Origin of the sequence: Roseovarius litoreus, assembly GCF_900142765.1 — a bacterium.
Classification (GTDB): Bacteria; Pseudomonadota; Alphaproteobacteria; order Rhodobacterales; family Rhodobacteraceae; genus Roseovarius; species Roseovarius litoreus.
The window spans coordinates 217,903-241,429 of record NZ_FRCB01000002.1; the positions used below are offsets into that span (position 1 = coordinate 217,903).

At 63.6% G+C, this 23,527-nt stretch carries 22 protein-coding genes; 9 read left to right on the forward strand and 13 right to left on the reverse strand.

Annotation, left to right across the window (positions count from 1 at the left end; genetic code table 11):
• Positions 1 to 197 precede the first annotated feature (197 nt).
• Positions 198 to 1,520 (forward strand): DEAD/DEAH box helicase, encoded by a 1,323-nt coding sequence (locus F3H35_RS05295; protein ID WP_223228313.1) that lies wholly within the window; start codon positions 198 to 200, stop codon positions 1,518 to 1,520.
• Between the two features lie 40 nt (positions 1,521 to 1,560).
• Here F3H35_RS05295 and F3H35_RS05300 read toward each other — a convergent pair whose 3' ends face one another.
• The gene (locus F3H35_RS05300; protein WP_188129870.1) at positions 1,561 to 2,277 is read right to left on the reverse strand and encodes an endonuclease/exonuclease/phosphatase family protein; all 717 of its coding nucleotides are present in this window, start codon (positions 2,275 to 2,277) and stop codon (positions 1,561 to 1,563) included.
• A gap of 38 nt (positions 2,278 to 2,315) precedes the next feature.
• Between F3H35_RS05300 and F3H35_RS05305 the strand changes: the two genes are divergently transcribed.
• Positions 2,316 to 2,951: a hypothetical protein gene (locus F3H35_RS05305; protein ID WP_188129871.1), complete on the forward strand. Its 636-nt coding sequence runs from the start codon at positions 2,316 to 2,318 to the stop codon at positions 2,949 to 2,951.
• Positions 2,952 to 2,996: 45 nt separating this feature from the next.
• Here F3H35_RS05305 and F3H35_RS05310 read toward each other — a convergent pair whose 3' ends face one another.
• The 3 genes from F3H35_RS05310 to mazG all read right to left on the reverse strand — a co-directional run bounded on the left by F3H35_RS05310 (position 2,997) and on the right by mazG (position 6,021).
• Positions 2,997 to 4,418 carry a protein adenylyltransferase SelO gene (locus tag F3H35_RS05310; RefSeq protein ID WP_149778580.1) on the reverse strand — a complete coding sequence of 474 codons (1,422 nt, stop codon included), beginning with the start codon at positions 4,416 to 4,418 and terminating at the stop codon, positions 2,997 to 2,999.
• A 31-nt stretch (positions 4,419 to 4,449) separates the two neighbouring features.
• Positions 4,450 to 4,896, reverse strand: coding sequence for a GNAT family N-acetyltransferase (locus F3H35_RS05315; RefSeq protein WP_223228314.1), 447 nt, complete (start codon positions 4,894 to 4,896; stop codon positions 4,450 to 4,452).
• A gap of 300 nt (positions 4,897 to 5,196) precedes the next feature.
• Positions 5,197 to 6,021: a nucleoside triphosphate pyrophosphohydrolase gene (gene mazG / locus F3H35_RS05320; protein ID WP_149778582.1), complete on the reverse strand. Its 825-nt coding sequence runs from the start codon at positions 6,019 to 6,021 to the stop codon at positions 5,197 to 5,199.
• Between the two features lie 64 nt (positions 6,022 to 6,085).
• Between mazG and F3H35_RS05325 the strand changes: the two genes are divergently transcribed.
• Complete coding sequence (locus F3H35_RS05325) at positions 6,086 to 7,249, forward strand: M20 aminoacylase family protein (protein WP_149778583.1); 1,164 nt, start codon at positions 6,086 to 6,088, stop codon at positions 7,247 to 7,249.
• A gap of 141 nt (positions 7,250 to 7,390) precedes the next feature.
• Here F3H35_RS05325 and F3H35_RS05330 read toward each other — a convergent pair whose 3' ends face one another.
• Positions 7,391 to 7,642 carry a hypothetical protein gene (locus F3H35_RS05330; RefSeq protein WP_149778584.1) on the reverse strand — a complete coding sequence of 84 codons (252 nt, stop codon included), beginning with the start codon at positions 7,640 to 7,642 and terminating at the stop codon, positions 7,391 to 7,393.
• A 359-nt stretch (positions 7,643 to 8,001) separates the two neighbouring features.
• On the opposite strand from F3H35_RS05330, the gene F3H35_RS05335 reads away from it, so the two are divergent.
• Complete coding sequence (locus F3H35_RS05335) at positions 8,002 to 8,763, forward strand: response regulator transcription factor (protein ID WP_188129872.1); 762 nt, start codon at positions 8,002 to 8,004, stop codon at positions 8,761 to 8,763.
• Positions 8,764 to 8,998: 235 nt separating this feature from the next.
• A complete protein-coding gene (locus F3H35_RS05340; RefSeq protein WP_149778586.1) occupies positions 8,999 to 10,306 on the forward strand; it encodes a sensor histidine kinase in 1,308 nt (435 codons plus the stop codon).
• 90 nt (positions 10,307 to 10,396) lie between these two features.
• Here the strand turns inward: F3H35_RS05340 and F3H35_RS05345 are convergent, their stop codons facing one another.
• On the reverse strand, positions 10,397 to 12,067 hold the full coding sequence (locus tag F3H35_RS05345; protein ID WP_188129873.1) for a methyl-accepting chemotaxis protein: 1,671 nt from the start codon (positions 12,065 to 12,067) through the stop codon (positions 10,397 to 10,399).
• A 278-nt stretch (positions 12,068 to 12,345) separates the two neighbouring features.
• Here F3H35_RS05345 and F3H35_RS05350 point away from each other — a divergent pair, with 278 nt between their 5' ends.
• Positions 12,346 to 12,762 carry a DUF1499 domain-containing protein gene (locus F3H35_RS05350; RefSeq protein ID WP_149778588.1) on the forward strand — a complete coding sequence of 139 codons (417 nt, stop codon included), beginning with the start codon at positions 12,346 to 12,348 and terminating at the stop codon, positions 12,760 to 12,762.
• Here the strand turns inward: F3H35_RS05350 and F3H35_RS05355 are convergent.
• Positions 12,700 to 12,984, reverse strand: coding sequence for a hypothetical protein (locus F3H35_RS05355; protein WP_188129874.1), 285 nt, complete (start codon positions 12,982 to 12,984; stop codon positions 12,700 to 12,702). The genes F3H35_RS05350 and F3H35_RS05355 overlap by 63 nt on opposite strands.
• Positions 12,985 to 13,049: 65 nt before the next feature.
• Between F3H35_RS05355 and prfA the strand changes: the two genes are divergently transcribed.
• The 3 genes from prfA to F3H35_RS05370 all read left to right on the forward strand — a co-directional run bounded on the left by prfA (position 13,050) and on the right by F3H35_RS05370 (position 15,737).
• Positions 13,050 to 14,099 carry a peptide chain release factor 1 gene (gene prfA / locus F3H35_RS05360; RefSeq protein WP_149778806.1) on the forward strand — a complete coding sequence of 350 codons (1,050 nt, stop codon included), beginning with the start codon at positions 13,050 to 13,052 and terminating at the stop codon, positions 14,097 to 14,099.
• Entirely contained in the window at positions 14,096 to 14,932 is an 837-nt protein-coding gene (gene prmC, locus F3H35_RS05365) for a peptide chain release factor N(5)-glutamine methyltransferase (RefSeq protein WP_149778589.1), read from the forward strand. Before prfA ends, prmC begins: the two co-directional genes overlap by 4 nt.
• 229 nt (positions 14,933 to 15,161) lie before the next feature.
• Complete coding sequence (locus F3H35_RS05370; RefSeq protein ID WP_149778590.1) at positions 15,162 to 15,737, forward strand: DUF4167 domain-containing protein; 576 nt, start codon at positions 15,162 to 15,164, stop codon at positions 15,735 to 15,737.
• A 186-nt stretch (positions 15,738 to 15,923) separates the two neighbouring features.
• On the opposite strand, the gene rsmA is transcribed toward F3H35_RS05370, so the two are convergent.
• Genes rsmA through lptF form a run of 6 tightly spaced genes read right to left on the reverse strand, consistent with a single transcriptional unit; the run spans position 15,924 to position 23,403 of the window.
• Positions 15,924 to 16,763: a 16S rRNA (adenine(1518)-N(6)/adenine(1519)-N(6))-dimethyltransferase RsmA gene (gene rsmA / locus F3H35_RS05375; RefSeq protein WP_149778591.1), complete on the reverse strand. Its 840-nt coding sequence runs from the start codon at positions 16,761 to 16,763 to the stop codon at positions 15,924 to 15,926.
• Positions 16,760 to 17,740: a 4-hydroxythreonine-4-phosphate dehydrogenase PdxA gene (gene pdxA / locus F3H35_RS05380; protein WP_149778592.1), complete on the reverse strand. Its 981-nt coding sequence runs from the start codon at positions 17,738 to 17,740 to the stop codon at positions 16,760 to 16,762. Before pdxA ends, rsmA begins: the two co-directional genes overlap by 4 nt.
• Positions 17,737 to 19,002 (reverse strand): peptidylprolyl isomerase, encoded by a 1,266-nt coding sequence (locus F3H35_RS05385; RefSeq protein WP_394852306.1) that lies wholly within the window; start codon positions 19,000 to 19,002, stop codon positions 17,737 to 17,739. Before F3H35_RS05385 ends, pdxA begins: the two co-directional genes overlap by 4 nt.
• Positions 18,990 to 21,176 carry an LPS-assembly protein LptD gene (locus tag F3H35_RS05390; RefSeq protein WP_149778594.1) on the reverse strand — a complete coding sequence of 729 codons (2,187 nt, stop codon included), beginning with the start codon at positions 21,174 to 21,176 and terminating at the stop codon, positions 18,990 to 18,992. Before F3H35_RS05390 ends, F3H35_RS05385 begins: the two co-directional genes overlap by 13 nt.
• Positions 21,173 to 22,264 carry an LPS export ABC transporter permease LptG gene (gene lptG / locus F3H35_RS05395; protein ID WP_149778595.1) on the reverse strand — a complete coding sequence of 364 codons (1,092 nt, stop codon included), beginning with the start codon at positions 22,262 to 22,264 and terminating at the stop codon, positions 21,173 to 21,175. The genes F3H35_RS05390 and lptG overlap by 4 nt, the downstream gene beginning before the upstream one ends.
• The gene (gene lptF, locus F3H35_RS05400; protein ID WP_149778807.1) at positions 22,261 to 23,403 is read right to left on the reverse strand and encodes an LPS export ABC transporter permease LptF; all 1,143 of its coding nucleotides are present in this window, start codon (positions 23,401 to 23,403) and stop codon (positions 22,261 to 22,263) included. Before lptF ends, lptG begins: the two co-directional genes overlap by 4 nt.
• Positions 23,404 to 23,527 lie beyond the last annotated feature (124 nt).

The following is a 23,527-nucleotide window of genomic DNA, read 5'->3' on the forward strand; positions in this document are numbered from 1 at the left end:
AGCAGAGAGACCGTGATTGACCGGTCCCCATATGAAATGTCGCGGAAAGTTCCCAAAATCACGCGTGGGTCCGAACCATTTGACCGATCCGGGGCATGAGGCCGCGGATGGGGTCGGGTGACACCGCGAAAGTCCGGTGCCCTCTGGGCCCGGCAATGGCATTTGGCCTGCAAGGCCTGTGCTAGAAAGGATACGACTTGAACCTGTTCGAGGAAATGGGCCTGCCCGGCCCGCTGGTAAAGAAACTGGCACTGATGGGCATTACCGAACCGACACCGATCCAGACCCATGCGATCCCCTTCGCGCTGGATGGCGAGGATGTCATGGGGCTGGCGCAGACCGGCACCGGCAAGACGGCGGCTTTTGGCCTGCCGCTTCTGGCCAAGCTGATGGAAGAGCCGGGCAAGCCCGCGCCCAAAGCCGTGCGGAGCCTGATCCTGGCGCCGACGCGCGAATTGGCCGGCCAGATCCGCGACACGCTGCTGCCGCTGGTCAAGGATACGCCGATCAAGGTGGCGCTTGTGGTCGGCGGCGCGTCGATCGGCGCGCAGATCAAGCGGATGCAGATGGGCACCGATGTGCTCGTCGCGACGCCGGGCCGCTTGCTGGATCTTCTGGATCGTCGCGCGCTCAGCCTGTCGGACACGCGTTTTCTGGTGCTGGACGAGGCCGATCAGATGCTCGATCTGGGCTTCATCCATGCGCTGCGCAAGATCGCGGGCCTGCTGCCCTCGACCCGTCAGACCATGCTGTTTTCGGCCACCATGCCGAAGCAGATGGAAGAGATTGCCGGCAGCTATCTGACCCATCCCAAGCGGGTGCAGGTCAGCCCTCCGGGCAAGGCCGCCGACAAGGTCACCCAAGGCGTGCACTTCATCGCCAAGGCGGCCAAGGGCGATCTGCTGGTCGAATTGCTGGACAAGCACCGCGAGGAATTGGCGCTGGTCTTTGCGCGCACCAAGCATGGCTCGGACAAGCTGGCGCGCAAGCTCGAGCAGGCCGGCTATGCCGTGGCCGCTATCCATGGCAACAAGAGCCAGGGTCAGCGCGAACGCGCGCTGCGCGCCTTCCGCGACGGAGAGGTGCGGGTGCTGGTGGCCACGGATGTGGCGGCACGGGGTCTGGATATTCCCGACGTCAAGCATGTCTATAATTTCGATCTGCCCAATGTGCCCGAGAATTACGTGCACCGGATCGGCCGCACCGCGCGGGCCGGGCGCGACGGCGCGGCGGTGGCCTTTTGTGCGCCTGACGAAATGGGCGAATTGAAGGACATCCAGAAGGTCATGAAAATGACCATTCCGGTCCTGTCAGGACGTGCATGGGAAGAGCTGCCCGATCCCAAAGCGGCCCCTTCGGGCCGCGGTGGTCCACGCCGTGGCCGGGGTGGCGCCAAGGGCGGCGGCGGTCAGGGGCAGGCCCATGGTCATGGCGCCGGCCAGCCGGATCAGGCCCAGGGACGTCCGCGCCGGCGCAGGCGCGGTGGTGGTGGCGGTGGCGCGCGCAAGCAGGCCGCGTGATCGCCCTACGATCCATGCAAAGACAGCGACAGGGCCGGGATCACTCCCGGCCCTTTTGCGGCAGAGTGGCCAGATCGGCCCAGACCGGCAGATGATCCGAGGCGATATGCGCAGGCCGCCCGCGATGCACGCCCGATGACAGCGCCAACAGATCGGGGCTGAGTGCGATCCGGTCCAGCGGCGCGACGGGCCTTGGCGCCGGATAGGAGGCCGAGGCGGGCAGGAAGCGTACCAGCTTGACCGCCGCATCCAGCGCCGCGCCCTTGCCCCATTCGTTGAAATCCCCCGCAAAGACGGTGGGCATCGGCGGCAGTTGCCGCAGCGCGCGATTGATCGCGCCCAGTTGCAGCAGCCGGTAGCGCCGCACCAGTCCCAGATGCAGCCCGATCACCCGAAGCGCTCCGATGGGTGTGTCCAGATCGGCGCGGATCGCGCCACGCGGCTCGAGACCCGGAAGCTCTATATGCGCGGTCTGCAGGGTGCGCACGCCGGCCCGCACCAGCATCGCATTGCCATGCCAGCCAAGCGACCCGCCGGGCTGGCCGAAGGGCAGGATGTGCCAGCCCTCCTCTTCGACCATGTCATGCGGCAAAGCGGCCGGACGGGGCGCCATGCGCTTGTCTGCCTCCTGCAGAACCACCACATCGGCCGCCAGAGCGTTGATCACCCGCAGAGTGCGGTCCGGCCTGCGGCGAAGGTCCAGTCCGACGCATTTTTGCAGATTATAGGTTGCAATCCTGAAGGGTGCTGCGGTCATGATTGGAATAAAGCCATGAAAAAGGGGGCTTGCTCAACGTGTTTTCGGATCAGACATGGCTTGCGCGGCTGATTTGGTCGGCCCTCGCGGCGGTGATGCTTTGGGCCATGTGGCAGCGACAGTTCGAGCTGTCCTTCGTGGCGCTGGCGACGCTGGCCCTGTCGATGGCGCCGGTCTTCGTGGCCAAATGGGCGGATGTCTTCGTGCCCCCCAGCTTTATCGCGGCGCTGGCGATCTTCGTGGGCGGCACGTTGTTTCTGGGCGAGGTGTTCGATTTCTACGAGCGGCTCTGGTGGTGGGACATGGCGATGCATGCCAGTTCGGCCATCGGCTTTGGCCTGATCGGCTTCGTGCTGGTCTTCATGATGTTTCAGGGCGACCGCTTTGCCGCGCCGCCGGTGGGAGTGGCGGTGTTCGCGTTGTGCTTTGCGGTCACCATCGGCACCATGTGGGAGGTGTTCGAATTCGCGATGGATCAGCTTTTCGGTCTGAACATGCAGAAATCCGGGCTGATGGACACGATGGGCGATCTGATCGTGAATACCGGCGGTGCCGTGATCGGCGCGGCGGCGGGTTTCGGCTATCTCAAGGGGCAGGCGCGCGGCGGATTGGCCGCGGTGATCGACGAGTTCGTGCAGCGCAATCCACGGCTGTTCCGGCGCTGGAAGAAATAAACAATTCCAGATCGTTGCCCTGGAAAGTTGAGACCAAGAAACGCTTCAGGTGCCGCAGAATGTCTGGTGCACCACCTCGGCGGGTTGAGGCGGGTGGGTCAGATCTCGGGCGCCCTCCTGCGGCGTGAACGGATCGGCGAGCACCCTCAGCAGCCGCTCGAAGGGCGCGAAATCGCCCGCCACGGCGGCCGCGATCATCTGCTCGACCCGGTGGTTGCGCGGGATATAGACAGGGTTCGCCTGGCGCATGACACGTGCCGGGTCATCCTCGGTCGCGATCCGCTTTTGCCAGCCTGCCTCCCAGGCGTCGAAGGCGCCAGGGTCGAGGAACTGATCGCGCGCCCCGCCATCGCTCAAGGCGCGGAATGTGTTGGTGAAATCGGCGCGGTTCTCGGCCATGGCCTGCAGCAGTCCGGTGATCAGCGGCGCGTCCTCGGCGGTGGCCGCGGGCAGGCCAATCTTGCGCCCATAGGCCTGTAGCCAATGCGCATGTATGCGGTCGGGCATGGCGTGAACGAGCCGCGTGAAGTCTTCGATGGCGGCGTCCTGATCGGGCATCAGCGCAACCAGCGCCGTGGCCAGTTGCGCCATGTTCCACACGATCACATTGGGCTGGTTGGAAAAGGCATAGCGCCCATGCGCATCGATCGAGCTGTAGACCGTGTCGGGGTGGAACATGTCCATGAAGGCGCAGGGGCCGTAATCGATGGTTTCCCCGGAAATGGTGGTGTTGTCGGTGTTCATCACACCATGAATGAAGCCCACCGACATCCAGTGCGCCACCAGACGTGCCTGTGCCTCGATCACCGCCTCAAGCAGATCGGCGGGATTTTGGGCCTGTGGGTAATGGCGCTCCACCACATGCTCGAAAAGCGCCTGCAGCCCCGGGACATCCCGGCGCGCGGCGAAATACTGGAAGGTGCCGACGCGGATATGGCTTTGGGCCACCCGGGCGAGGATCGCGCCGGGCAGGGCGCCGGTTTCGCGATAGACGCTTTCGCCGGTGGTGACGGCGGCCAAGGCCCGGCTTGTGGGGATGCCAAGCGCATGCATCGCTTCGCTCAGCACGTATTCGCGCAGCACCGGTCCCAGCCATGCGCGCCCGTCCCCCATCCGGCTATAGGGGGTGGGGCCGGAGCCTTTCAGTTGAATATCAAGGCGTTGGCCACCCGGTGTGACCACTTCGCCCAAGAGGTTGGCGCGCCCGTCGCCCAGTTGCGGCGAGAATCCCCCGAACTGATGCCCGGCATAGGCCTGCGCCAGCGGTGCCGCGCCTTTGGGCGGGCGGTTGCCGGAAAAGGCCTGCGCCATATCCTCGGGCGTGCCGGGGGTGATGCCCATCTCGGCGGCCAGGCCTGCGTTGAAGGCAACGAGGCGCGGCGCCTTGACCGGCACCGGGTCAAGCCGGGTGAAGAACCTGTCGGGCAGGTGCGCGTAGCTGTTGTCGAAGGGGATATACAAGCTCATGGCGCAAACATAATCACTGCTGCCCGAAACGCTAGAGGGCGCGTGTCATCCGCTCGGATCCGGGGCCGGGCACGAATTTCAGCCGGCTGAAGAAGCGAAGCGCCCGCTCGTCCCCGCGATCCGGCTCGGCATGCAGTGCAATCAGGCCCGCACCGGCCAAGGCCTTGGGAAGGCTTGTCAAAACCTCGCTGCCGATGCCGCGCTGGCGGACACCGGGACGAATATAGATCTCCTCGACCGTGCCAGTGAGCCCGCCTTGCGCCACCGACCAGCCAAACACCAGAACCACATATCCGATCGGCGCCCGGCCCGGACCGATGAGATAGACCGCGCCATGCGGCGAGCCTTCCATCAGCGGGGCAAGCGCGGCGCGGCGCCCTTCCTCGGTCTGGTCGATGCCGCGTTCGGCATGGCAATCGCCCACCAGCCGGCTGAGGCGGTCCAGGTCGTCGGCGCGGGCAAGGGTCAGTTGGGTCAAGGGTCGGGTTCCATTGCAAGTGTCGGCCCAGACCGTGGTGTGGATGGGCCGGAATGTCCACCTTGCATCTGTGCCGATCGGCGCGGATTTGCCCGAATCGGCCCAAAGCCCTTGGTTAACAGGCGAAACCCGCTGCGGCATCGCGTCGGTATCACGTCGGTATCGGGCAGCGCGCGCCGCGTGTTACCTGAGCGGGCGTTGCGTGCTTCTTCTTGGCCCAAATACCCCCGGGGGGAGTCGTTGAAATCCCCTTGGGGATTTCAACGGCGGGGGGCTGGCCCCCCAAAACGTCCCCCCGGTTCAGCCGGTGCCGCGTTCCTCGGCCTTGGCGCGGTTCCACAGGGCGTCCATTTCCGCCAGATCGCTGTCTTCGGGGCGTTTGCCGGCCTCGGCCAGCAGGGCTTCGATGCGCGAAAAGCGGCGGGTGAACTTGGCGTTGGCGGCGCGCAGGGCGGATTCGGGATCGACCTTCATGTGGCGCGCCAGATTGGCCATGACGAAGAGCAGGTCGCCGAATTCCTCTTCGACCTTGTCATGGGGCAGGGTTTCGGCGGCCTCGCGCAGCTCGGCGGCCTCTTCGGTGATCTTGTCGATCACCTGCGCCGTGTCGGGCCAGTCAAAGCCGACGCGGGCCGCGCGTTTCTGCAGCTTGACGGCGCGCATCAGTGCCGGAAGGCCCGCAGCCACCCCGTCGAGCACGCCGGTCTGGGCCTTGGCCGCGCGTTCGGCGGCCTTGATCGCCTCCCAGTCGCGGGTCTGCTGGGCGGCGGTCTTGTCGCGGCTTTCGGACCCGAAAACATGCGGATGGCGGGCCACCATCTTGTCGGCGATGGCGCTGGCCACCGCGTCGAAGGTAAAGAGCCCGCGGTCGTCAGCGATCTGGGCATGGAACACCACCTGCAGCAGCAGATCCCCCAGCTCGTCGCGCAGATCGGTCCAGTCGGCGCGGGCGATGGCGTCGGCCACCTCATGGGCCTCTTCGATCGTGTAGGGCGCTATGGTGTCGAAATCCTGTTCGATATCCCAGGGGCAGCCGGTGTCGGGATCGCGCAGGCGGCGCATGATCTCGAGCAGGCGGGCAAGCCCGTCCTGAGCGTCGGTGGGGAGGGCCGGGTCGTTCGGCATTGCAGGCGGGTCCTTTCTGCGGTTCAAGGAAAGCCTGACGCCGATCGACAAAGGAGTCCAGCCGATGGCCGTGATCAACCGAATTGCCGCGTTCGCCGAGGACATGACGGCATGGCGCAGGCATCTGCACCGGCATCCGGAGCTGGGGCTGGAATGTCACGACACCGCCGCCTTCATCGCCCAACGGCTGCGCGAGTTCGGGATCACCCGGATCGAGGAGGGGATCGCGCAATCGGGCCTTGTGGCGATCATCGAGGGGCAGGGCGAGGGGCCGACCATCGGGCTGAGGGCCGATATCGACGCGCTGCCGATCCATGAGGCGACGGGGGCGGAGCACGCCTCGACGGTGCCGGGGCGGATGCATGCCTGCGGGCATGACGGCCATGCCACGATGCTTCTGGGGGCGGCGCGCTATCTGGCGGAGACGCGCAATTTCAAGGGGCAGGTGGCGCTGATCTTCCAGCCCGCCGAGGAAGGGCCGGGCGGCGCGGAGCTGATGGTTAAGGCCGGGATCATGGAGCGCTACGGCATCGCCCAGGTCTATGCGCTGCACACCGCGCCGGGTGTGCCGGAGGCGACGTTTCACACCACGCCGGGACCGATCATGGCGTCTGTGGACACGGTGCATATCGACATCACCGGGCAGGGCGGGCATGGCGCCATGCCGCATGAGACGCGCGATCCGGTGGTCGCGGCCTGCGGCATCGTGCAGGCGATCCAGACCATTGTCAGCCGCAATCATTATGCGCTCGATGATCTGGTGATCTCGATCACGCAGATCCACACCGGCAGCGCCGACAACGTGATCCCCGACACCGCCTATATCAACGGGACGGTGCGCACATTCGACGGGGCGGTGCGCGCCATGGTGCGCGAGCGGCTGGAGCAGATCGTGGCGGGACAGGCCGCAAGCTATGGGGTGCGGGCGGTGCTGCGCTATGAAGAGGGCTATCCGCCGACGATCAACGATCCCGAAAAGACCGCCTTTGCCGCGCAGGTCGCCCGGGAGGTGGCAGGCGAGACGGCGGTTTTCGCCGATCAGGACCGGCAGATGGGATCAGAGGATTTCGCGGCCATGCTGGAGGCGCGTCCCGGCGCCTATCTGTTTCTGGGGCAGGGTGAAGGCCCGGGGCTGCATCATCCGGGCTTCGATTTCAACGACCGTGTGGCGCCGGTGGGGGCGTCGTTCTTTGCACGGCTGGTCGAACGCGCGCAGCCACTGGGCTGAGGCGGGCTTGGGCAGGTGCGGAACCGGGGGGCAATGGGGGGGCATGAAGGTCGGCCCCGGGAACAGGCGGCAGGTTGAACCCGGGGCCGTAGCCATGCGCATCTCTTGGATCGGCCAGAGGGTCAGGCCGCAGGGGGTGGCCTAGAAGAGCCAGCCGAAAAGCGCACGGAAAATCATGATCCAGACCACCAGACCACCAAGCACGCTGGGCAGTATCCACCAGCCCGAGGGCCAGTTGCCACTGTCGCGCACATGCCCGTCGGGCATTGGCTGTCCGGAGAACAACTCTGAACCGGCTTTGGGATCACGAGGCTTGATGCCGATCGAGCGGCCGTCAAGGCGAGGGGTCGAGACGCGACGCGCGTCTTTCAAGTCAGTCAACTGGTAAACCATTCAATAATCCTCAAATTTCAGAATAGCCGATTTCAAAGTGATGCTCCATCTTAATCGGTGAAGGTCCGGCTGGCTTGCGTGCAAAGGGGGGGCGATCACCCTCTTTTGTCCCGGGGTGTGGCCTTGGGGGAGCTGTGGTGTCCAAAGCGGCGGGTATTGTATCTTTCGATCCGGTCAGGATTCGAAATCGCGCCGATACATCCGCTTTGGAGTGCGCATTTCTCTTACGCCGAGCAGGGGCGCCTTTCGGTGCGAGGCAAGCATCCTCAGTGCGGGCGAGAGGCTTAGAGATAGCGCGACAAGGCCCTGTGCCTATGCCCATGATGGTTTCAACATTTGTTCCATGTGAGGGCGAGACCATGAAACGTGAGCTGATAAACGGCGTGACAAAGATCGCGGCACGGGACGCTTCCGAGCGGAATGGCGGCTTCAAGGCGGCTGTGAAGGCCTGTCCCTGTACGGTGCTTGTCATCGACGTGTCGGAAGGTCCGCTTGGTCGTGGCGGTCTGCAATACCCGGATGTGGTGATCGTGTCGGTCCCGACGCATACCGCGTTCGATCTGGGCCATGGCGGCTGGATCGCGCAAGAGACGCGCTTCCCGGTCCTGATCCATCTCGAGGCCTATGACGAGGTGGCCGAGGCGCTGGCGCTGAGACTGGGTGCACAGGACGTGGTCTATTCGGAACAGCCCGCGCGGGCGATCACCGAGCGTATCGCCGCCGTGCATCGCCGCTGGACGATGAACATGCGCCCTGCTGCGCATGAGCAGAACAGTGCGCCGCGTGCGGAAGCCGCAACCGCGGACGCATCGGTGGTGCAGGTCGATGCCAGCAACTATTCGATGTTTTTCGGGCGCCGCCAGGTGGTGTTCACCGGCATGGAGATCTGTCTTCTGCGGGAGCTGGCCACACGGCTCGGCACTCTGGTCAGTCGCGAAACGCTGGTTGGTGCGCTCCGGCAGTCCGGGTTCAACGGGTCGGTGCGCGGCATCGACAGCCACATCAAGCGCATTCGCGGCAAGATCGCCGATGCGGGCTGCGATGCGGGGTTCCTGTCGAGCGTCTATGGCGGCGGCTACATGATGTGCCGCGGCAGCAAGGATATCGTTGTGGTCGGCTGAGCCGACCCTGCGAAAACCTGTGGCGGGGCGTGGTACGAGGAACTCTTCCGGTGCGACACTCCGCTGACTGGGTTAAGTTGGCAGTTGTAGTGCAATCACGGCCTACAGCTTCCCGTTGCTATCTAAAGATATGCTGCTGTGTCCTTCGTAGATTTTGTCAAAATTGTGTTCATTGGCGCGGGCTTGAGCAGTATTCCCTAACCCCATCTGTGGATTGGTGACCGTGGTGCCTGTTGTGAAACATTTTCTGCTGCCCAGTGGCGTGCCCGCCATCGGTTACAGTCCGGCATTGAGCCGCGAACAGCGGCGTTTTGTGGCCCTTTCGATCATCACCCTGCGGTTTGCCTTGCCCTCGGCGGCGATTTGGGTTGTCGCATCGTGGTTGATCGGCTCGGTCACGTTGACCATCGGGTCGTGCCTCATCCTGTTCTGCTGTCTGATCGGCTACGGTCTGCATATGATCGAGCGTCATGAGATCGCCAAGCTGGTATGGCTGGGGGGCACGTCGTGCTCGCTTGCCTATGGCGCGACGGCGGTTGATCCGGCGGGCGGTTTGCCGTTCATTTTCGTGCCGCTCGCGGTGCTGCCTTTTCTGCTTTATTCGCTGCGGCGTCAGCGGTTGATGCTCTGGGGCATGACGGCCTTGCCCCTGGTTCTGTGGTTGGCGTCGTTCCGGATGCTGTTCCTGGAAGATGCGGTCTACGAAGTTTCCGCGCATGATGCCGCGCTGTATCTGGCCCCCGGCGTCGCCGTGACCTGTAGCCTGCATCTGTTGCAGATCATGGGATATTTCGTCCTGGCCATGAACAAGGATTCCGCGGAACTGGTGAAGGCGCGACGGCAGGCCGAACGGGCGAGTGCGGCCAAGACCTTGTTTCTCAAGAATATCAGTCACGAGATGCGCACGCCGCTCAATGTGATCGCGGGCTATACCAGCTTGACGAAATCCGAATGCGAAGCGGGGCAGACGCCGGCGAATGACACGCTGGTGGAGCGGCTGGACCTGATCGAGAACGCGGCGGAGACGCTGCAGTCGGGGATCACCAACATGATCGCCTATTCCGAGCTGTCCTCGTATGGCACCGCGAGGCTGCTGCCGGTGCGTGTCTCGAAGATGTTCCAGGAATTGTCGCGTGACATCGAGATGAAACGCAAGGCAAAGAACCAGAACATCGTCATAGAGGCGGACCCGGTCATCAAGGTACAGGCCGACCCGAGGCTGTTGCGCGAGGCGCTGGCACAGCTTCTGGACAATGCGGTGCGCTTTGCGCCCGAGGGCAGCACGGTCACGATGCGCGCGCAGCGCGGCGCCGAGGGCAGAGTGCAGATCCTGATCGAGGATGAAGGGCCGGGCATTCCGCCGGGCAAGATCAGCAAGGCATTTCAGCCGTTCGAGCGGTTGGCCGAGGCGCAGGGCACACGGCTTGGTGCGGGCATCGGCCTGTCCATCGCGCATCGCTCGGCCGAGGTCATGGGCGCGGGGCTGCACCTCAAGCCGAGCAATGTGGGCACGCATATGTGCATCGAGCTGGCCGAGGCCTGACGCGCGGCCCGTCTTCGGGATCACACTTTTGACAAAGGCGGGTCAACGAAAGACGGGTCCATGCCGTCGGATGCACGCAACCCTGGGGCGTCATGTCATGCTAGAGAGGGCGTGACGGGCCTGGGTGCTGAGGCCTGCCATCAGATCCGCGGAACCGCCGGCTGCGTCGGCACGTTCGCGCAGGCTGAACCGGCTGAGGCGATTGTTTACCCCGTCCGTTGCCGCTTCCATCTGCGAGGCGGCTGTCGCCAGTTCCTCGGATTGGGCCGAGACTTCCATGCCGGTCTTGGACAATTCGCCCACGGCTTGCGAGATCTGGGCGATGCCTTCGGCCTGTTCACGGCTGCTCAGCGCGATCTGATGGGCGGTTTCCTCGATCTTCTTGACCTCGGCGCTGATCTTCTTGAAGGCGTCTTCGGAGGCTTCCGAGCCTTTCACGCCGCGTTCCACATTGGCGGTGGCCGCTTCGATCAGGTCCGCGGTTTCGCGGGCTGCCTTGGCGGAGCGCTGTGCGAGGTTGCGCACTTCCTGCGCCACGACGGCAAAGCCGCGCCCATGTTCGCCAGCGCGTGCCGCTTCGACGGCGGCGTTGAGCGACAGCAGGTTCGTCTGGAAGGCGATTTCGTCGATCACCTTGATGATCTTGGCGATTTCAACAGAGGAATTGCGGATCGACTGCATCGCTTCGGCCATGTCATCGACGGTCTTCAGTCCGCGTGTGCCGATTTCATCGGCCGATTGAACGACCTTGAGCATCGTCTGGCTTGCATCGGCGTTTGCACGCACGACGGCATCTGTTTCCTCGACCGAGGACGAGATTTCCTCGACCGCGCTGGACTGGACCTGCGAGGTGGCCGCGAGGTTGCGTGCGGATGCATTGACCTCGTTGGTGGCGCTGACGATCTGGCCGGCCTGCGATTTGATATCCGCCAGCGTCGAGTTCAGCCCGCCATAGGCCGTTGCCATCGCGTCGATGATCGCACGGTAGCTGCCTTGGAACTTGTTCGGGTCGATGTGGCGGTCCAGCTGGCCATGCGCCATTGCAAGCGCGACCTGCTCGATTTCGCTGGTCACATTGCGGAACGCATCACGCGCGGATTCGACCGCGTCGTTGAGGAAGGCCTGTTCGTTCGGGAGTTTTTCCATCACGAATTCGAAATCGCCCTCGGCCAGCGACTTGAGGCAGGAAACCATAAGACGTTTGCGAGAGATGTGTCCCTCGACCATGGCATTGACGAGGTTTGCGACATCCGCGAAATCACCGGAGAGGTCTTCGGCGGCGATGCGCTGGCTGATATAGCCCTCCACATGGGCCGAGGACATCTGCCGCAAACCGCCGACCAGCTTGTCGAGCTGGAGCGCATATTCAGCCGCAGCGGTATTGTCCTGCCATTCGACGATGATGGCGGTGGCCTTGTTGTTCTTGTCGAAACGCGGTGTTGCCTTGAAGGCCAGACGCTTGCCACCCACGGTGAAGGCGCCGTCATGCGGGGCGCGCATATTATCCATGATGTTGCGCTGATAGGACGGGTTCTTGTGGAAGACGTCGATCGCCTTGCCGACGACGTCATCGGCTTTGAAATGCGGGAGGTCCTTGCGGATATCCGCCTCGATCAACCGGAACATCTCGATTGCGGCCTTGTTGACGTATCGGATGACCATGTCCTGATCGGCGATCATCACCGGGTTCGACAGGTGATCGAGCGCTTCGAGCGGATCGGCCGGCTTCCAGGTATCGGTTTTGCGTTGATTTTCAGACATTATATTTTCACCACAGCATTGTTGCGGCGCGCGGATGCGGCTTTTGGGCTCCGCTCGTTGCACCATGACATTGCCAACGGCAAAAGCTGGGCCATGTAAGTATATCTAAGGGGTGCGCGTTGCTACTTTCGATAAACCAAGTGCGCGCCGCGGTGGTCGGTGTGGGCCGGAACGCCGGGTTGCGTGGCGGAATGGCACGCAAAACGGCGGCTTGTATATGAGGGCGGGCGTCCATATCCATCACGCCAGTGATGCATGGGACGGGAAAGGTCGTGTCGATGAAATGGGGTTTGGTGGCTTCTTGTGTCGTTCTGGCGCTGGTGGTGGCGCTTGGGGTCTATGTGCGGATCGCGCCTTCGGATCCGGCGCGCTGGCACCAGATGCCGGACGGGATCACCAACCGCGATTATGATGGCGGAGCGATGCGCGTGATCGGAGCGGGTGAGAACGGGCTCGAGCGGCTGCACGAGATCATCCTTCGGTCACCGCGCACCAAGGTTCTTGCCGGATCGCCCGATGAAGGGATGATCACCTATGTGAGCCGGTCGCGGGTGTTCGGTTTTCCCGATTACATCACCGTGCGGCAAGCCGGCCCGCAGCTGGAACTTCACGGGCGGTTGCGCTTCGGCAAGTCAGATCTTGGAGTGAATGCCGCCCGCATCGACGGCTGGCTGCAGGCGTTCGCGCAGGGATGATGACAGGCAACCTTGGGATATTTCGCGCCACATCGGATTGTTGAGCGACATCTGGCATTGCGCCATGAAGCTGCGCCCGCCCACATGAAGACAGATCATTTCGCCCATTTCCACGCGTTTGCCGTTGCTGTCGGTGCAGTAGCAATCCACCGTCTTGCCGCCGAGCGTCTGGTCGGCAAGTGCGGGGGGTGCCAGCAGAAACAATGCGATCACGATCCTCATGGCGGCGAGAATAGCACAGGCTTTCGCCTTGACCAAACCCCGCGAACGCGGCAGATGCGATGACCATGGTACCCTTGGACAGATTGAACGAGATCCTGCAACGTTTCGAGTATCTCGAGGCTCAGATGTCTGCGGGCGGAGGCGATATCGCCAAGCTGGGCCGCGAATATGCCGAGCTGCGTCCGGTGGTCGAGGAAATCCGCGCCTATCGGCAGGTTCTCGACGATCTCGAGGCGGCGCGCGCAATGCTGGCGGACCCGGAAATGCGCGATCTGGCCGAGGAAGAGCTGGCCACGCTGCAAGCGCGCAAACCCAAGATGGAAGAGCAGCTGCAACTGGCCTTGTTGCCCAAGGACAAGGCCGATGCACGCCCGGCGATCCTTGAAATCCGGCCCGGAACGGGCGGCGAGGAGGCGGCGCTTTTCGCGGGCGATCTTCTGCGGATGTATCACCGCTATGCCGAGAGCCGGGGCTGGAGCTTCGAGATCATCGAGCAAAGCGAGACCGAGTTGGGCGGCATCAAGGAGGTGGTCGCACGTGTCGCGGGCGATCATGTTTTCGCAAGGCTGAAGTTCGAATCCGGTGTGCACAGGGTGCAACGGGTGCCGGAAACCGAAAGCGGCGGACGTATCCATACCAGCGCCGCGACCGTTGCCGTTCTGCCCGAGGCCGAGGATGTGGATGTGCAGATCGATCCGGGCGATCTGCGGATCGACACGATGCGCAGTTCCGGCGCGGGCGGTCAGCATGTCAACACGACGGATTCGGCGGTGCGGATCACCCATCTGCCCACCGGGATCGTGGTGACCAGTTCGGAAAAATCGCAACACCGCAATCGTGAGATCGCGATGCAGGTGCTCAAGACCCGGCTGTTCGATATGGAGCGCCAGCGCGCGGCCGACGAACGCTCGGCCAGCCGTGCGGCGCAGGTGGGGACGGGCGATCGGTCCGAGCGCATCCGGACATATAATTTCCCGCAAGGGCGAATGACCGACCACAGGATCAACCTGACGCTCTACAAGCTGGATCAGGTCATGCAGGGCGATCTGGACGAGGTGATCGACGCCTTGCGCGCGGATGCCCAGGCCACGCTCTTGGCGGAGATGGGCGGGTGAGCGGATCGGTTCAGGACGGGCTGAGACGCCTGACCCGGGATCTGGCGCAGGGCGGGGTGGATGATCCGGCGCGCGAGGCGCGGCTGATCCTTGCCCATGTGCTGGATGTGGCGCCGGGCCGGATGACGATGCTGGCGCCCGAGCCCTTGCTGGCGGGCGATCTGGCGGCGGCTGCGGGGCTGGCGCAGCGTCGGGCTGCGGGCGAGCCGATGGCGCATCTTCTGGGATACCGCGAATTTTACGGGCGGCGCTTTGCGGTCGATGCCCGGGTTCTGGACCCGAGGCCCGAGACGGAAACCCTTGTGGAACGCGCCCTTGGCGTGGCGTTCAGCCGGGTTCTCGATCTCGGGACAGGGTCTGGCTGCATTCTGCTGAGCCTGCTGGCGGAACGTCCGGATGCCACGGGTGTGGGTGCGGATCTGTCGGAGGATGCCTTGGAGGTGGCGCGGCGCAATGCGGCGCAGCTCAATCTGAGCGCGCGCTGCGAGTTCCTTGTCTCGGACTGGTTTGCGGCGGTGCGTGGCGCCTTCGATCTGATCGTGTCGAACCCGCCTTACATCGCGGCGCAGGAGATGAGCGGTCTGGCGCGAGAGCTGCGACACGAGCCGCGCATGGCCCTGACCGACGAGGGTGACGGGTTGAGCGCCTATCGCGCGATCGTGGCGGGGGCTGGCGCGTGCCTGGTCGAGGGCGGACGGCTGATGGTCGAAATCGGCTGGCGGCAGGGGTCGGATGTGGCCGATCTGATGAGGTCGCAGGGATTCGCGGAGGTCTGCGTTCGGCCCGATCTTGATGGGCGCGACCGCGTCGTGGAGGCTGTCTGGCCCGGTTGAGCCCTGAAAACACGGCAAAATCCGCTCAATTGCAGATAATTTTCCGGATAGCACTTGTAACGTGCGCCGCAGCGTGTTTAGTGGAGAGCAGTCAAGATGTATCACACGCTACGAGTGGCGTTGCGCTTGACCCAAGCCAATACATGTCGGATCCGGTCGAATAATGTGGCGCACAGGGCGCCAATCGGATCGAGCGACACTTTGAGCACAGGGCTGAACAGCTAAACCAATGAGATCATCCAAGTCACGTTCGCGGAACAAAACCGGCCGCAACCGCTCGATGGGGAACATCGTCAATCGGGTCTTCGAAAGTTCGGGGCCCGAGGGCAAGGTGCGCGGCACCCCGCAACAGATCATCGACAAGTACAACCAGCTGGCACGCGATGCGCAACTGGGAAATGACCGCGTCGCGGCCGAGAATTTCCAGCAGCATGCGGAACATTACCTGAGGATGCTGGGCGCGGCCCAGAAGGAACAGGATGCCCGCCGCGAGCAGCAGGAGCGCGAAAACCGCGACCGTCAGGCCGAGCGCGACCGCGCAGAGCGTCCCGACCGGCCGAAGCGCCCGGATCATGAGCCGGCCGAGGCGGTCGACATGGCCAACGCGCCGCAACCGGATCTGGAGCCGGCACAGGAGCGCGAAGAAAGCAGTCTTGTGGAGACCCCCGAAAGCCAGAAGGCCGAAAAGCCGAAACGGCCCCGCAAGCCCCGGGCCAAGAAAGTCCAGCCGGAGGCCGGTGACGATGGCCAGAAAGCGAGTGCCGCGGCCGAAAGTGGATCTGATGCTGCCGAGGCCGCTGAATAAAGCGTTTCGCGAAAAACTTGGACCACAGAGTTTCGCGAAATGCAGGGCTCCGTTCAATCGTGGGGCGCGTTTCGCCTTTAGCTGAAGCCTCAGGTTAAAGGCGAAACGCTTTAGGATCGCGGCGGGATATCGAGTATTTATGGAACGATGAAACGGGGGCTTCGGCCCCTGTTTTTCTGTTTGCCCCTATGATTTGAGGCTGCGGGCCAGCGCGCAGAATTGCTCGAGCCCGACGGTTTCGGCGCGGTCGGTGGGCTGGATGCCGGCGGCGAGCAGCCGGTCTTCGAGATCGGGGGCGAGGCCCTTGAGGGCGGCGCGCAGCATCTTGCGGCGCTGATTGAACGCCTTTGCCACCAGCCGCTCGAGAAGGACGGGATCGGCGGGGTAGCGAGGTTCGGGCAGGGCGGTGATATGGACCACGGCGCTGGATACTTTGGGCGGCGGGGTGAAGGCCGAGGGGGGCAGGTGCATCACGATCCGCGCCTCGCAGCGCCATTGCGCCAGAAGGGCGAGCCTGCCATAGGCTTTCGATCCGGGCTGCGCCACGATGCGTTCGGCCACTTCGCGCTGGAACATCAGCGTCAGGCTGTCCCAGACAGGGGGCCAATCTGCGGGGGTGAGCCAGCGGATCAACAGCTCGGTTCCGACATTGTAGGGCAGGTTGGCCACCACCTTGATGGGGGGTGTCAGATGGGCCAGGGGGTCGACCTGCAGCGCATCGGCGTTGAGCACGGTCAGCCGCCCGGGATAGGCCTGGGCGATTTCGTCGAGGGCGGGCAGGCAGCGCGCATCCTTTTCGATGGCGAGCACGTGGCGCGCCCCTTCGGCCAGCAGGCCGCGCGTCAGCCCGCCGGGTCCGGGGCCGATTTCCAGCACGTCCGAGCCTGTCAGATCGCCGGCCGCGCGCGCGATCTTGGAGGTCAGGTTGAGATCGAGCAGGAAGTTCTGGCCAAGCGCCTTGCGCGCACTGAGGCCATGCTGGGCGATGACGTCGCGCAGGGGGGGCAGGGTGTCGATGGCGCTCATGGCGTGGCCGCCGCGCGCGCCGCGCCCATGGTATGGGCCATCTTCAGCGCCTCGATCATCGAAGAGGGGTTGGCCAGGTCGCGCCCGGCGATGTCCATGGCAGTGCCGTGGTCGGGCGAGGTGCGGATGAAGGGCAGCCCGAGGGTGATATTCACGCCGCGGTCGAAATCCAGTGTCTTGATCGGGATCAGCGCCTGATCGTGATACATGCAGACCGCGGCATCATAGGTCGCGCGCGCACGCTCGTGAAACATCGTATCCGCCGATATCGGGCCTTGAAGGTCGAAGCCTTCGGCGCGCATCCGCTCGAGCAGGGGCGCGATCAGGTCGATCTCTTCGCGGCCCATCGCCCCGCCTTCGCCGGCATGCGGGTTGAGGCCCGCCACGGCGATGCGGGGGCGTGGAATGCCGAAATCGCGGATCAGCGCCTGGTGGGTGATGCGCAGCGTGTCCTGCAGAAGCTCGGCGGTCAGCGCGCGCGGCACCTGAGCCAGCGGGATATGGATGGTCGTTGGCACCACGCGAAGTGCCGGCGAGGCGAGCATCATCACGACACGGGCGGTGCCGGCAAGCGCGGCCAGATATTCGGTATGGCCCGGATAGCGAAAGCCCGCGCCGTCCTGCAATGCCTTCTTGTGAATGGGGGCGGTGCAGAGCGCGCGCGCCTGGCCCGAGCGCACCAGATCGACGCCGCGCGCGATGACGTCGATCACCGTCTGCGCGTGGCGCGGCTCGGGGGTGCCGGGTGTGGCCGGGCCGGGAAAATCATGGCGCAGCACGGGAACGCCGCGCCGCGCCGCATCCGCGGCGAGGGCCGGGTCGGTGATTTCGGCCACGGGCGTGCCGGGCGGCAGATGCGAGGGGTCGCCGATCAGCACGAAGGGCAGGTCAGATCCGAGCGCGCGCCAGGCCTTGGCCGCGAGTTCGGGGCCGATCCCGGCCGGCTCGCCGCAGCACAGCGCGACAGGGCCGGTCATTCCAGCTCGATGATGCGCGCTTCGGCGCGCAGCTGCGCGAGATAGCCGTCGGCGAAGGAGTCGATCCGACGGTTCCGGATCAGGTTGGTCAGTTGCTCTGCCGAGGGCCCTTCGCCTTCGAGGGCAGGGGTCCGGCCGCAGAGCATCAGGAAGACGAGGGTTTGCCCGTTCGAGCGGGTCAGGTTCGTCGAGACCTCGCCGGGATCGAGCTTGGCCAGTTCGATGGCGATGTCCTGGGGCAGCTCGTCGGGGGCGTAGGAGCCACGATCCAGAACCTCGGCGGGTTCGCCCTTGGCGATGCCGTAGAGATCGTCACAGGTGTCGATATCCGCACGCACCCGCGCGGCACGCGCCAACGCCTGTTCGCTGCGGCCGCCGGCGATGTAATAGGTCGCGTATTCGATGGCGGCGTAGTCAGGTTCCGGGGTGTCTGTTTCTTCGATGTCACGCAGCTGGAACAGGGCCACGGCTCCTTCGATGGGCAGCGGATCGCTGACATCGCCGGGTCCGAGGGCGAGGATCACGGGGCGCAGTTGCGGGGGCAGGTTGGTGATCGACATCCAGTCCAGCCGCCCGCCACGCGCCGCGGTGGCGGATGCGGAATATCGCTGCGCTTCGGCCGAGAACGCGGGGATCGAGTCGAGCTCGGATATGCGGGCGGCGCGATCCTGTACCTCTTCGGCGTCCTGCGGTGTGATCGGCATGATGATCTCGGACAGCAGCACACGCACGCCGCTGTCCTCGGTCAGGGCGGCGCGGGCGCGTTCGAGATCCGCATCGCTGACCGAAACGCGCGGTGCAAAACGCGCGCGTACCAGTTCGCGCCATGTCATGCCGGCGCGCACGAATTCACGGTAGCTTTGTTCCGAAACCCCGGCGCCTTCGAGGGCGCCGATGAACTCTTCGGCCGTCATGTTGGCGCGGCTCGCGAATTCCTCCATGCCGACACGAATATCGGCATCTTCGAGGACAAGCCCGGCGGCGCGCGCGGCATCCACCTTGAGGCGTTCTTCGATCAGCTGTTCGCGGGCCAGCTCCACGGGGTTGCCGGGCGACCGGAACAGGGTGAGCATGCGTGCGCGTTGCTGGATTTCATAGCCGGTGATGGCCTGATCATTGACCTTGACCACCGGCGCGAACAGGTTCTGCGCAGAGGCAGGTGCGGCGATCCCCCAGCTCATGGACGTGGCCATTACGGCGGGGAGGACAAGTGCTGCGAGAAATTGGCGCATTCTGGGTCTCATACTGCCTAGTTTTTGCATGTTCGCGTGTAGCTGTTTTCCTGGGTCTTGGTTGTAAAGCCCAACAGCGCGACTGTGAACGTGATATTCGTGGTCTCTTGCAAGATAGAGGAAGAGCTGTACCAACGCGAGGCATTAACCGACAGTTCCACACATTCGTTGGTGTAGGTCAGGCCAAGGCCGCTGGACACAGGAATGTCACGGGCCACGTCATAGCGCCAGTTCGCCCGGCCTGTCCAATGGCGCGCGAGCCGGTAGCTGCCGCTGAAGCTCCATTCCGAGACGTTGTCGGGGCGCTGTTCGGCGGGATCGTTGCGCAGCCAGATATACGTGCCCGAGAGGCTGGTGCGGTCATTGTACCAGCTGGCGCGGGCCTCGGCCTTGGTGGCCCTGAACCCGTCGTCAAACAGTCCGCGGGCGGTTAAGGTCAGGCCGTTTTGCGTCTTGTACTGACCGGCAAACAGCACATCCGAGAACCTGTCCTGCAGGCCGGAACTGTCGGTGAGGGAGGGCACGCCGGTCGCTTCGATCTCGCGCTCATTGCGGAACACCTGACCGAAGGCCAGTGAGGCCTCCCAGCCATCGGGGTCGAAACGTGTCCATTGCACGCCGTAGGCGGCGTTCAGGCCACGTTCACGGCGATCTGGTGCAGAATAGCGCGACAGGCTGAAAAGATTGCCTTCGTCGAACTCGATCTGCGTGCTTTCGTCATTCGGTATTGCCGGGTTGGAGCCGCCGACCCAGGACAGCTGTGCCACCGGTTCGATCACCTGCGTCACACCGTTGGCCGAAGACTTGACGAGCGGCCAGCGCAGTTGAACCGAGGTGGAGGGCGTCACTTCGGTCGCCGAGGACAGGCCGAGCCCGCCGCCTTGGGTCACGTCGAAATGGTCGATCGCCAGCCCTGCCTGAACCTCGGCAAGGACGCCCGAGGGCAAGGCCCAGTTGCGCAGCCAGTCGGCACTTGCGGTGAACCGCAGCATGTCGCGACCATCGGCCCATATGTCGAGGTCCGCCCCGTCGGTGCGCAGATCGGATGAGCGATAATGGCCATGCGCCTGCGCCCCGAACCGCAATTCCCCGCCGATCCGTTCGGGAAAGAGGCGTTTTTCGTATTGGGCATTTCCAACGATGGTGGGGAGGGTCGAATTTGACTGTCCGAGCCGTTGGGAGTGATAATATGTCAGCGCACCCCGGATGAATTCATCGCGCCTTGCGCGTTCGATGGCGATCTCGCTGTCCAGCCAGTCCTTGTAGGAATAGCCGTAATCGAACAGATAGGCGTCGTCGCTGGCGACCTCGACATCGAATGTCAGCTCGAAATCCCGTTTGAGATCGAACCGGCCAATGGCGAACAGATAGCCGCGCGTCGACTCGAGCCCGACGTCATCATCAGTGACCGCGCCGCGGATCAACAGATCGCCATTATGGAAAGCCTGCCTGTACCTGAATTCCAGTGTGCGGCTCTTGTTGGTGAGAAACGGTGTGAGCGTGAGATCCCGGTGATCGCCGATCTTGATGAAATAGGGCAATTTCAGCCCTGATCCCAGCAGCGAGGAATTGATGATCGAGGGCAGAAGAAAGCCGGTTGCGCGTTCCAGGGTCGGGTCCGGAAGGCGCAGGCGCGGCAGGTAGAATACCGGCATGTCCAGCACGCGAAGCTGGGCATCCGAAAAATAGAGCTGCCGCTCCTGCTGGTCATGGACGACCTTGCGCGCGCGGATCTGCCACAGGGGCGGGCGCCCTGTTTCGCAGATCCGGCACGAGGTCACGGCGGTTTTGTACAGTTGCGAATATCGGCCTTCGACCGTCACCATCGCGTTGGCGGCCAGCTGCACCTGGCTTTCCAGCACGACGCGCGCGCCGGTCAACAGTCCGTTGCGCATCTTGCGGTCCAGCTCTCCAGCGTCGGCCAGCACGAGTGTGCTGTCGCCCTGCCGCAGGATGATTGGGCCTTCGATCGTCAGAGTGTCGGTCTTCTGATCATAGGTGATGGACTTGGCCTGCAGCCGCTGATCGCCATACATCGCCTCGACATTGCCGGAGGCAACCAGCCGATCATCGGCCATGAGCCGCACGTCATCGGCCAACAGGATCGCGCCTTGCTGCGGTGGGCTTGCGTCTTGTGTGATGCCGGTCGCCGGCCACAGGCCGAGCGCAAGGCTCAAGATGAGGGCAGGCAGGCTTCGGATCATCCTTCCTCCATGTGCAGAAGGATGCCGAGCGCCAGCAGAAATGCGGCGACAGGGGGCGCCCATGCCGCCAACATGACGGGTATCTGGCCGTTCTCCCCAAGGATCTGGGCAAAGTTCCGGATGTAATGCAGACCGAAGCCCAGCATGATTGCGGTCAGCACGGACACGCCGGTGTTGTGAAGTCGCGAATGGCGCATCGTGAAGGCCGCCGCCGCCATGACAAGAGCAATCAGGAAGAGCGGGCGCGCCAGCTCTGTCTGCATCCAGACGGCGTAGCGACGCGCGGAAAAGCCCGACTCCTCGAGCTGTCCGATGAATTTCGGAAGATCCCAGATCGAGATGTATTCGGGCTTTCCGAAGCTGTCGATGATCCGGTCCTGGGTGAGGGCGGAGGGGACCGAATAGCTGTCCAGTTCCTGGGCGGTGCTTTCCGGGTTGATGCCGCTGGACAGATCCCAGAGCTTGGCATCGGTGAGGCGCCATTCGCCATCGCCAAGCGTGGCGTTTGCGGCGGTGATCCGGCGCTGTGGTGTGCCATCCAGCCCGAAGGCGATGAAGGTGGTGTTGTAAAGCGTGCTGACATCCGAGCTGGCGCGTTCGGCATGAATCACCGTCTGGCCGGTTTCGCTTCCCTGCCGGAGCCAAAGCCCTTCGGGGGCGATGGCCATGATGTTGATGCTCCATCCCAGATAGGAATTCATCAGATCGTTATGCCGCTTGGCGGATGCGGCCACGATCGGGTTGAGCATGGTCACGGACACCACGCCGATCAGCCCCGCCACGACAAGAGGTGCGATCAGCGCGCGGATCGCAGATCTCCCCGAAGCGCGCACGACCACCAGTTCGGAATTGCGAGACATCCGCAAAAACAGCGCCACGGTTGCCAGGATGACGATCAAGGGCAGGATCTCGTAATTGGCGCTCGGTGCCTTGAGCAGCGCGATCTCGAGGATCTCGCTGAAGGGGAACGCCGGGAAATCCTGCATTTCCTTAACGAGATCGATCAGGAACAGAAGGATCACAAAGACCGAAAAGATCGCCAGAAAGGTCAACAGGAACCGCCGCGCGAGATATAAATGCAAGGTCATGCGGCGCCGTCCTCGAGCTCGGGAAGGGGGCGGCGCCGGAACCGGTCAAGCAATCTGCGGCCAAAGGCGGGACGCGCTGCAAGATGCAGCAAAACACCGGTGATCAGCGCGCCAAGGGCGGCGGGCAGATACATCAGCGGCCAAAGATCAGCATGTGCCAGAACGAGTCCCGTCATCCGGCTTTCCACCAGCTTGATCAGGATCAGCAGCGTGAAGGCCAGCAGGATCTGCCGCCACACGCCGAAACGGCTGAATCCACCCAGCAAAAGTGACGCGAAACCGATCATCGCGGCGATTATGCACAAGAGCGGCTGGCTGAACCTGTTGTTCAGCTCGAAGATGACCTGCGACAGTGCCGAAAGCGTGCGATCGGCCACGGCCTGAGGGTCGCGCGCCATGTCCAGGGTATGAGCGAAGGTCACCTTGTCGAGGCTTGTCGCGTCGGATGAAATGAGCGTGCTGATATCGTAGGAGAAATCGTTGAAATGCGTTGTGAAGAGACGGTTTCCATCGCGGCGCACAGTCTGGGCAAGACCGTCGACCATCAGCAGCTTCGTGCCGCCCTCGGGGTCCTGGATCAGATAGGCGCGATTGGAGGTGTAGGTCATCGTGCTTTCGCTGTCGCGCCTGTCGGACATGAAGACATTGTGCAATTCGCCGTCGGGCGTGATGTCGCGGATATAGAAGGTGATGCCGGGGGCCGGGTGCAGGAATTCGCCCTCGGTGAGCAGTTTCGCGGTGATGTTCTGGCTGACCTCGTCCTGCCTCAGGCGCAATTGACTGAGGCTGGATGGAATGAGGAAATGCGTGAGCAGGGACATCATCAGCGCAATGAGGATGCCGAACACGATCACCGGACGCATCAGCCGCCAGGGTGAATAGCCGGTCGCCTGCATCACGGTCAGTTCGCTTTCGGTGCTCAGACGGTTGGTCACATAGACCGTTGCGGCGAACGCCGCGATGGGCAGGATCACGCCGATCACGCCCGGAAGCGTGAGCGCGGTGAATTCAAGAAACACCCAGGCAGGCTGTCCATCACCGATCAGACGGTCGAACATGCGCACGGCCTTGTTGATCCAGAATATGGACACCAGAACGAGCGCAAAAAAACCGAACAGAACCATGAATTGCGACAGCATGTATCTGTCGAATCTGGTCACGTGTCCCCCCAAAAAGCAGCACTTTGGGGAAACCTATCGGAATTGAACGGGATGGAAAACTGCTAACTGGTCAACCCGGCATGGCTGCGCTAGGACTTGACGC

Bases quoted from the DNA above. Each gene is read 5' to 3' on its own strand.
- F3H35_RS05300 (WP_188129870.1), bottom strand. From the start codon at position 2,277: ATGACCGCAGCACCCTTCAGGATTGCAACCTATAATCTGCAAAAATGC.
- F3H35_RS05310 (WP_149778580.1), bottom strand. From the start codon at position 4,418: ATGAGCTTGTATATCCCCTTCGACAACAGCTACGCGCACCTGCCCGAC.
- mazG (WP_149778582.1), bottom strand. From the start codon at position 6,021: ATGCCGAACGACCCGGCCCTCCCCACCGACGCTCAGGACGGGCTTGCC.
- F3H35_RS05325 (WP_149778583.1), top strand. From the start codon at position 6,086: ATGGCCGTGATCAACCGAATTGCCGCGTTCGCCGAGGACATGACGGCA.
- F3H35_RS05330 (WP_149778584.1), bottom strand. From the start codon at position 7,642: ATGGTTTACCAGTTGACTGACTTGAAAGACGCGCGTCGCGTCTCGACC.
- F3H35_RS05335 (WP_188129872.1), top strand. From the start codon at position 8,002: ATGAAACGTGAGCTGATAAACGGCGTGACAAAGATCGCGGCACGGGAC.
- F3H35_RS05345 (WP_188129873.1), bottom strand. From the start codon at position 12,067: ATGTCTGAAAATCAACGCAAAACCGATACCTGGAAGCCGGCCGATCCG.
- F3H35_RS05350 (WP_149778588.1), top strand. From the start codon at position 12,346: ATGAAATGGGGTTTGGTGGCTTCTTGTGTCGTTCTGGCGCTGGTGGTG.
- F3H35_RS05355 (WP_188129874.1), bottom strand. From the start codon at position 12,984: ATGAGGATCGTGATCGCATTGTTTCTGCTGGCACCCCCCGCACTTGCC.
- prfA (WP_149778806.1), top strand. From the start codon at position 13,050: ATGGTACCCTTGGACAGATTGAACGAGATCCTGCAACGTTTCGAGTAT.
- F3H35_RS05370 (WP_149778590.1), top strand. From the start codon at position 15,162: ATGAGATCATCCAAGTCACGTTCGCGGAACAAAACCGGCCGCAACCGC.
- rsmA (WP_149778591.1), bottom strand. From the start codon at position 16,763: ATGAGCGCCATCGACACCCTGCCCCCCCTGCGCGACGTCATCGCCCAG.
- pdxA (WP_149778592.1), bottom strand. From the start codon at position 17,740: ATGACCGGCCCTGTCGCGCTGTGCTGCGGCGAGCCGGCCGGGATCGGC.
- F3H35_RS05385 (WP_394852306.1), bottom strand. From the start codon at position 19,002: ATGCAAAAACTAGGCAGTATGAGACCCAGAATGCGCCAATTTCTCGCA.
- F3H35_RS05390 (WP_149778594.1), bottom strand. From the start codon at position 21,176: ATGATCCGAAGCCTGCCTGCCCTCATCTTGAGCCTTGCGCTCGGCCTG.
- lptG (WP_149778595.1), bottom strand. From the start codon at position 22,264: ATGACCTTGCATTTATATCTCGCGCGGCGGTTCCTGTTGACCTTTCTG.
- lptF (WP_149778807.1), bottom strand. From the start codon at position 23,403: ATGCTGTCGCAATTCATGGTTCTGTTCGGTTTTTTTGCGCTCGTTCTG.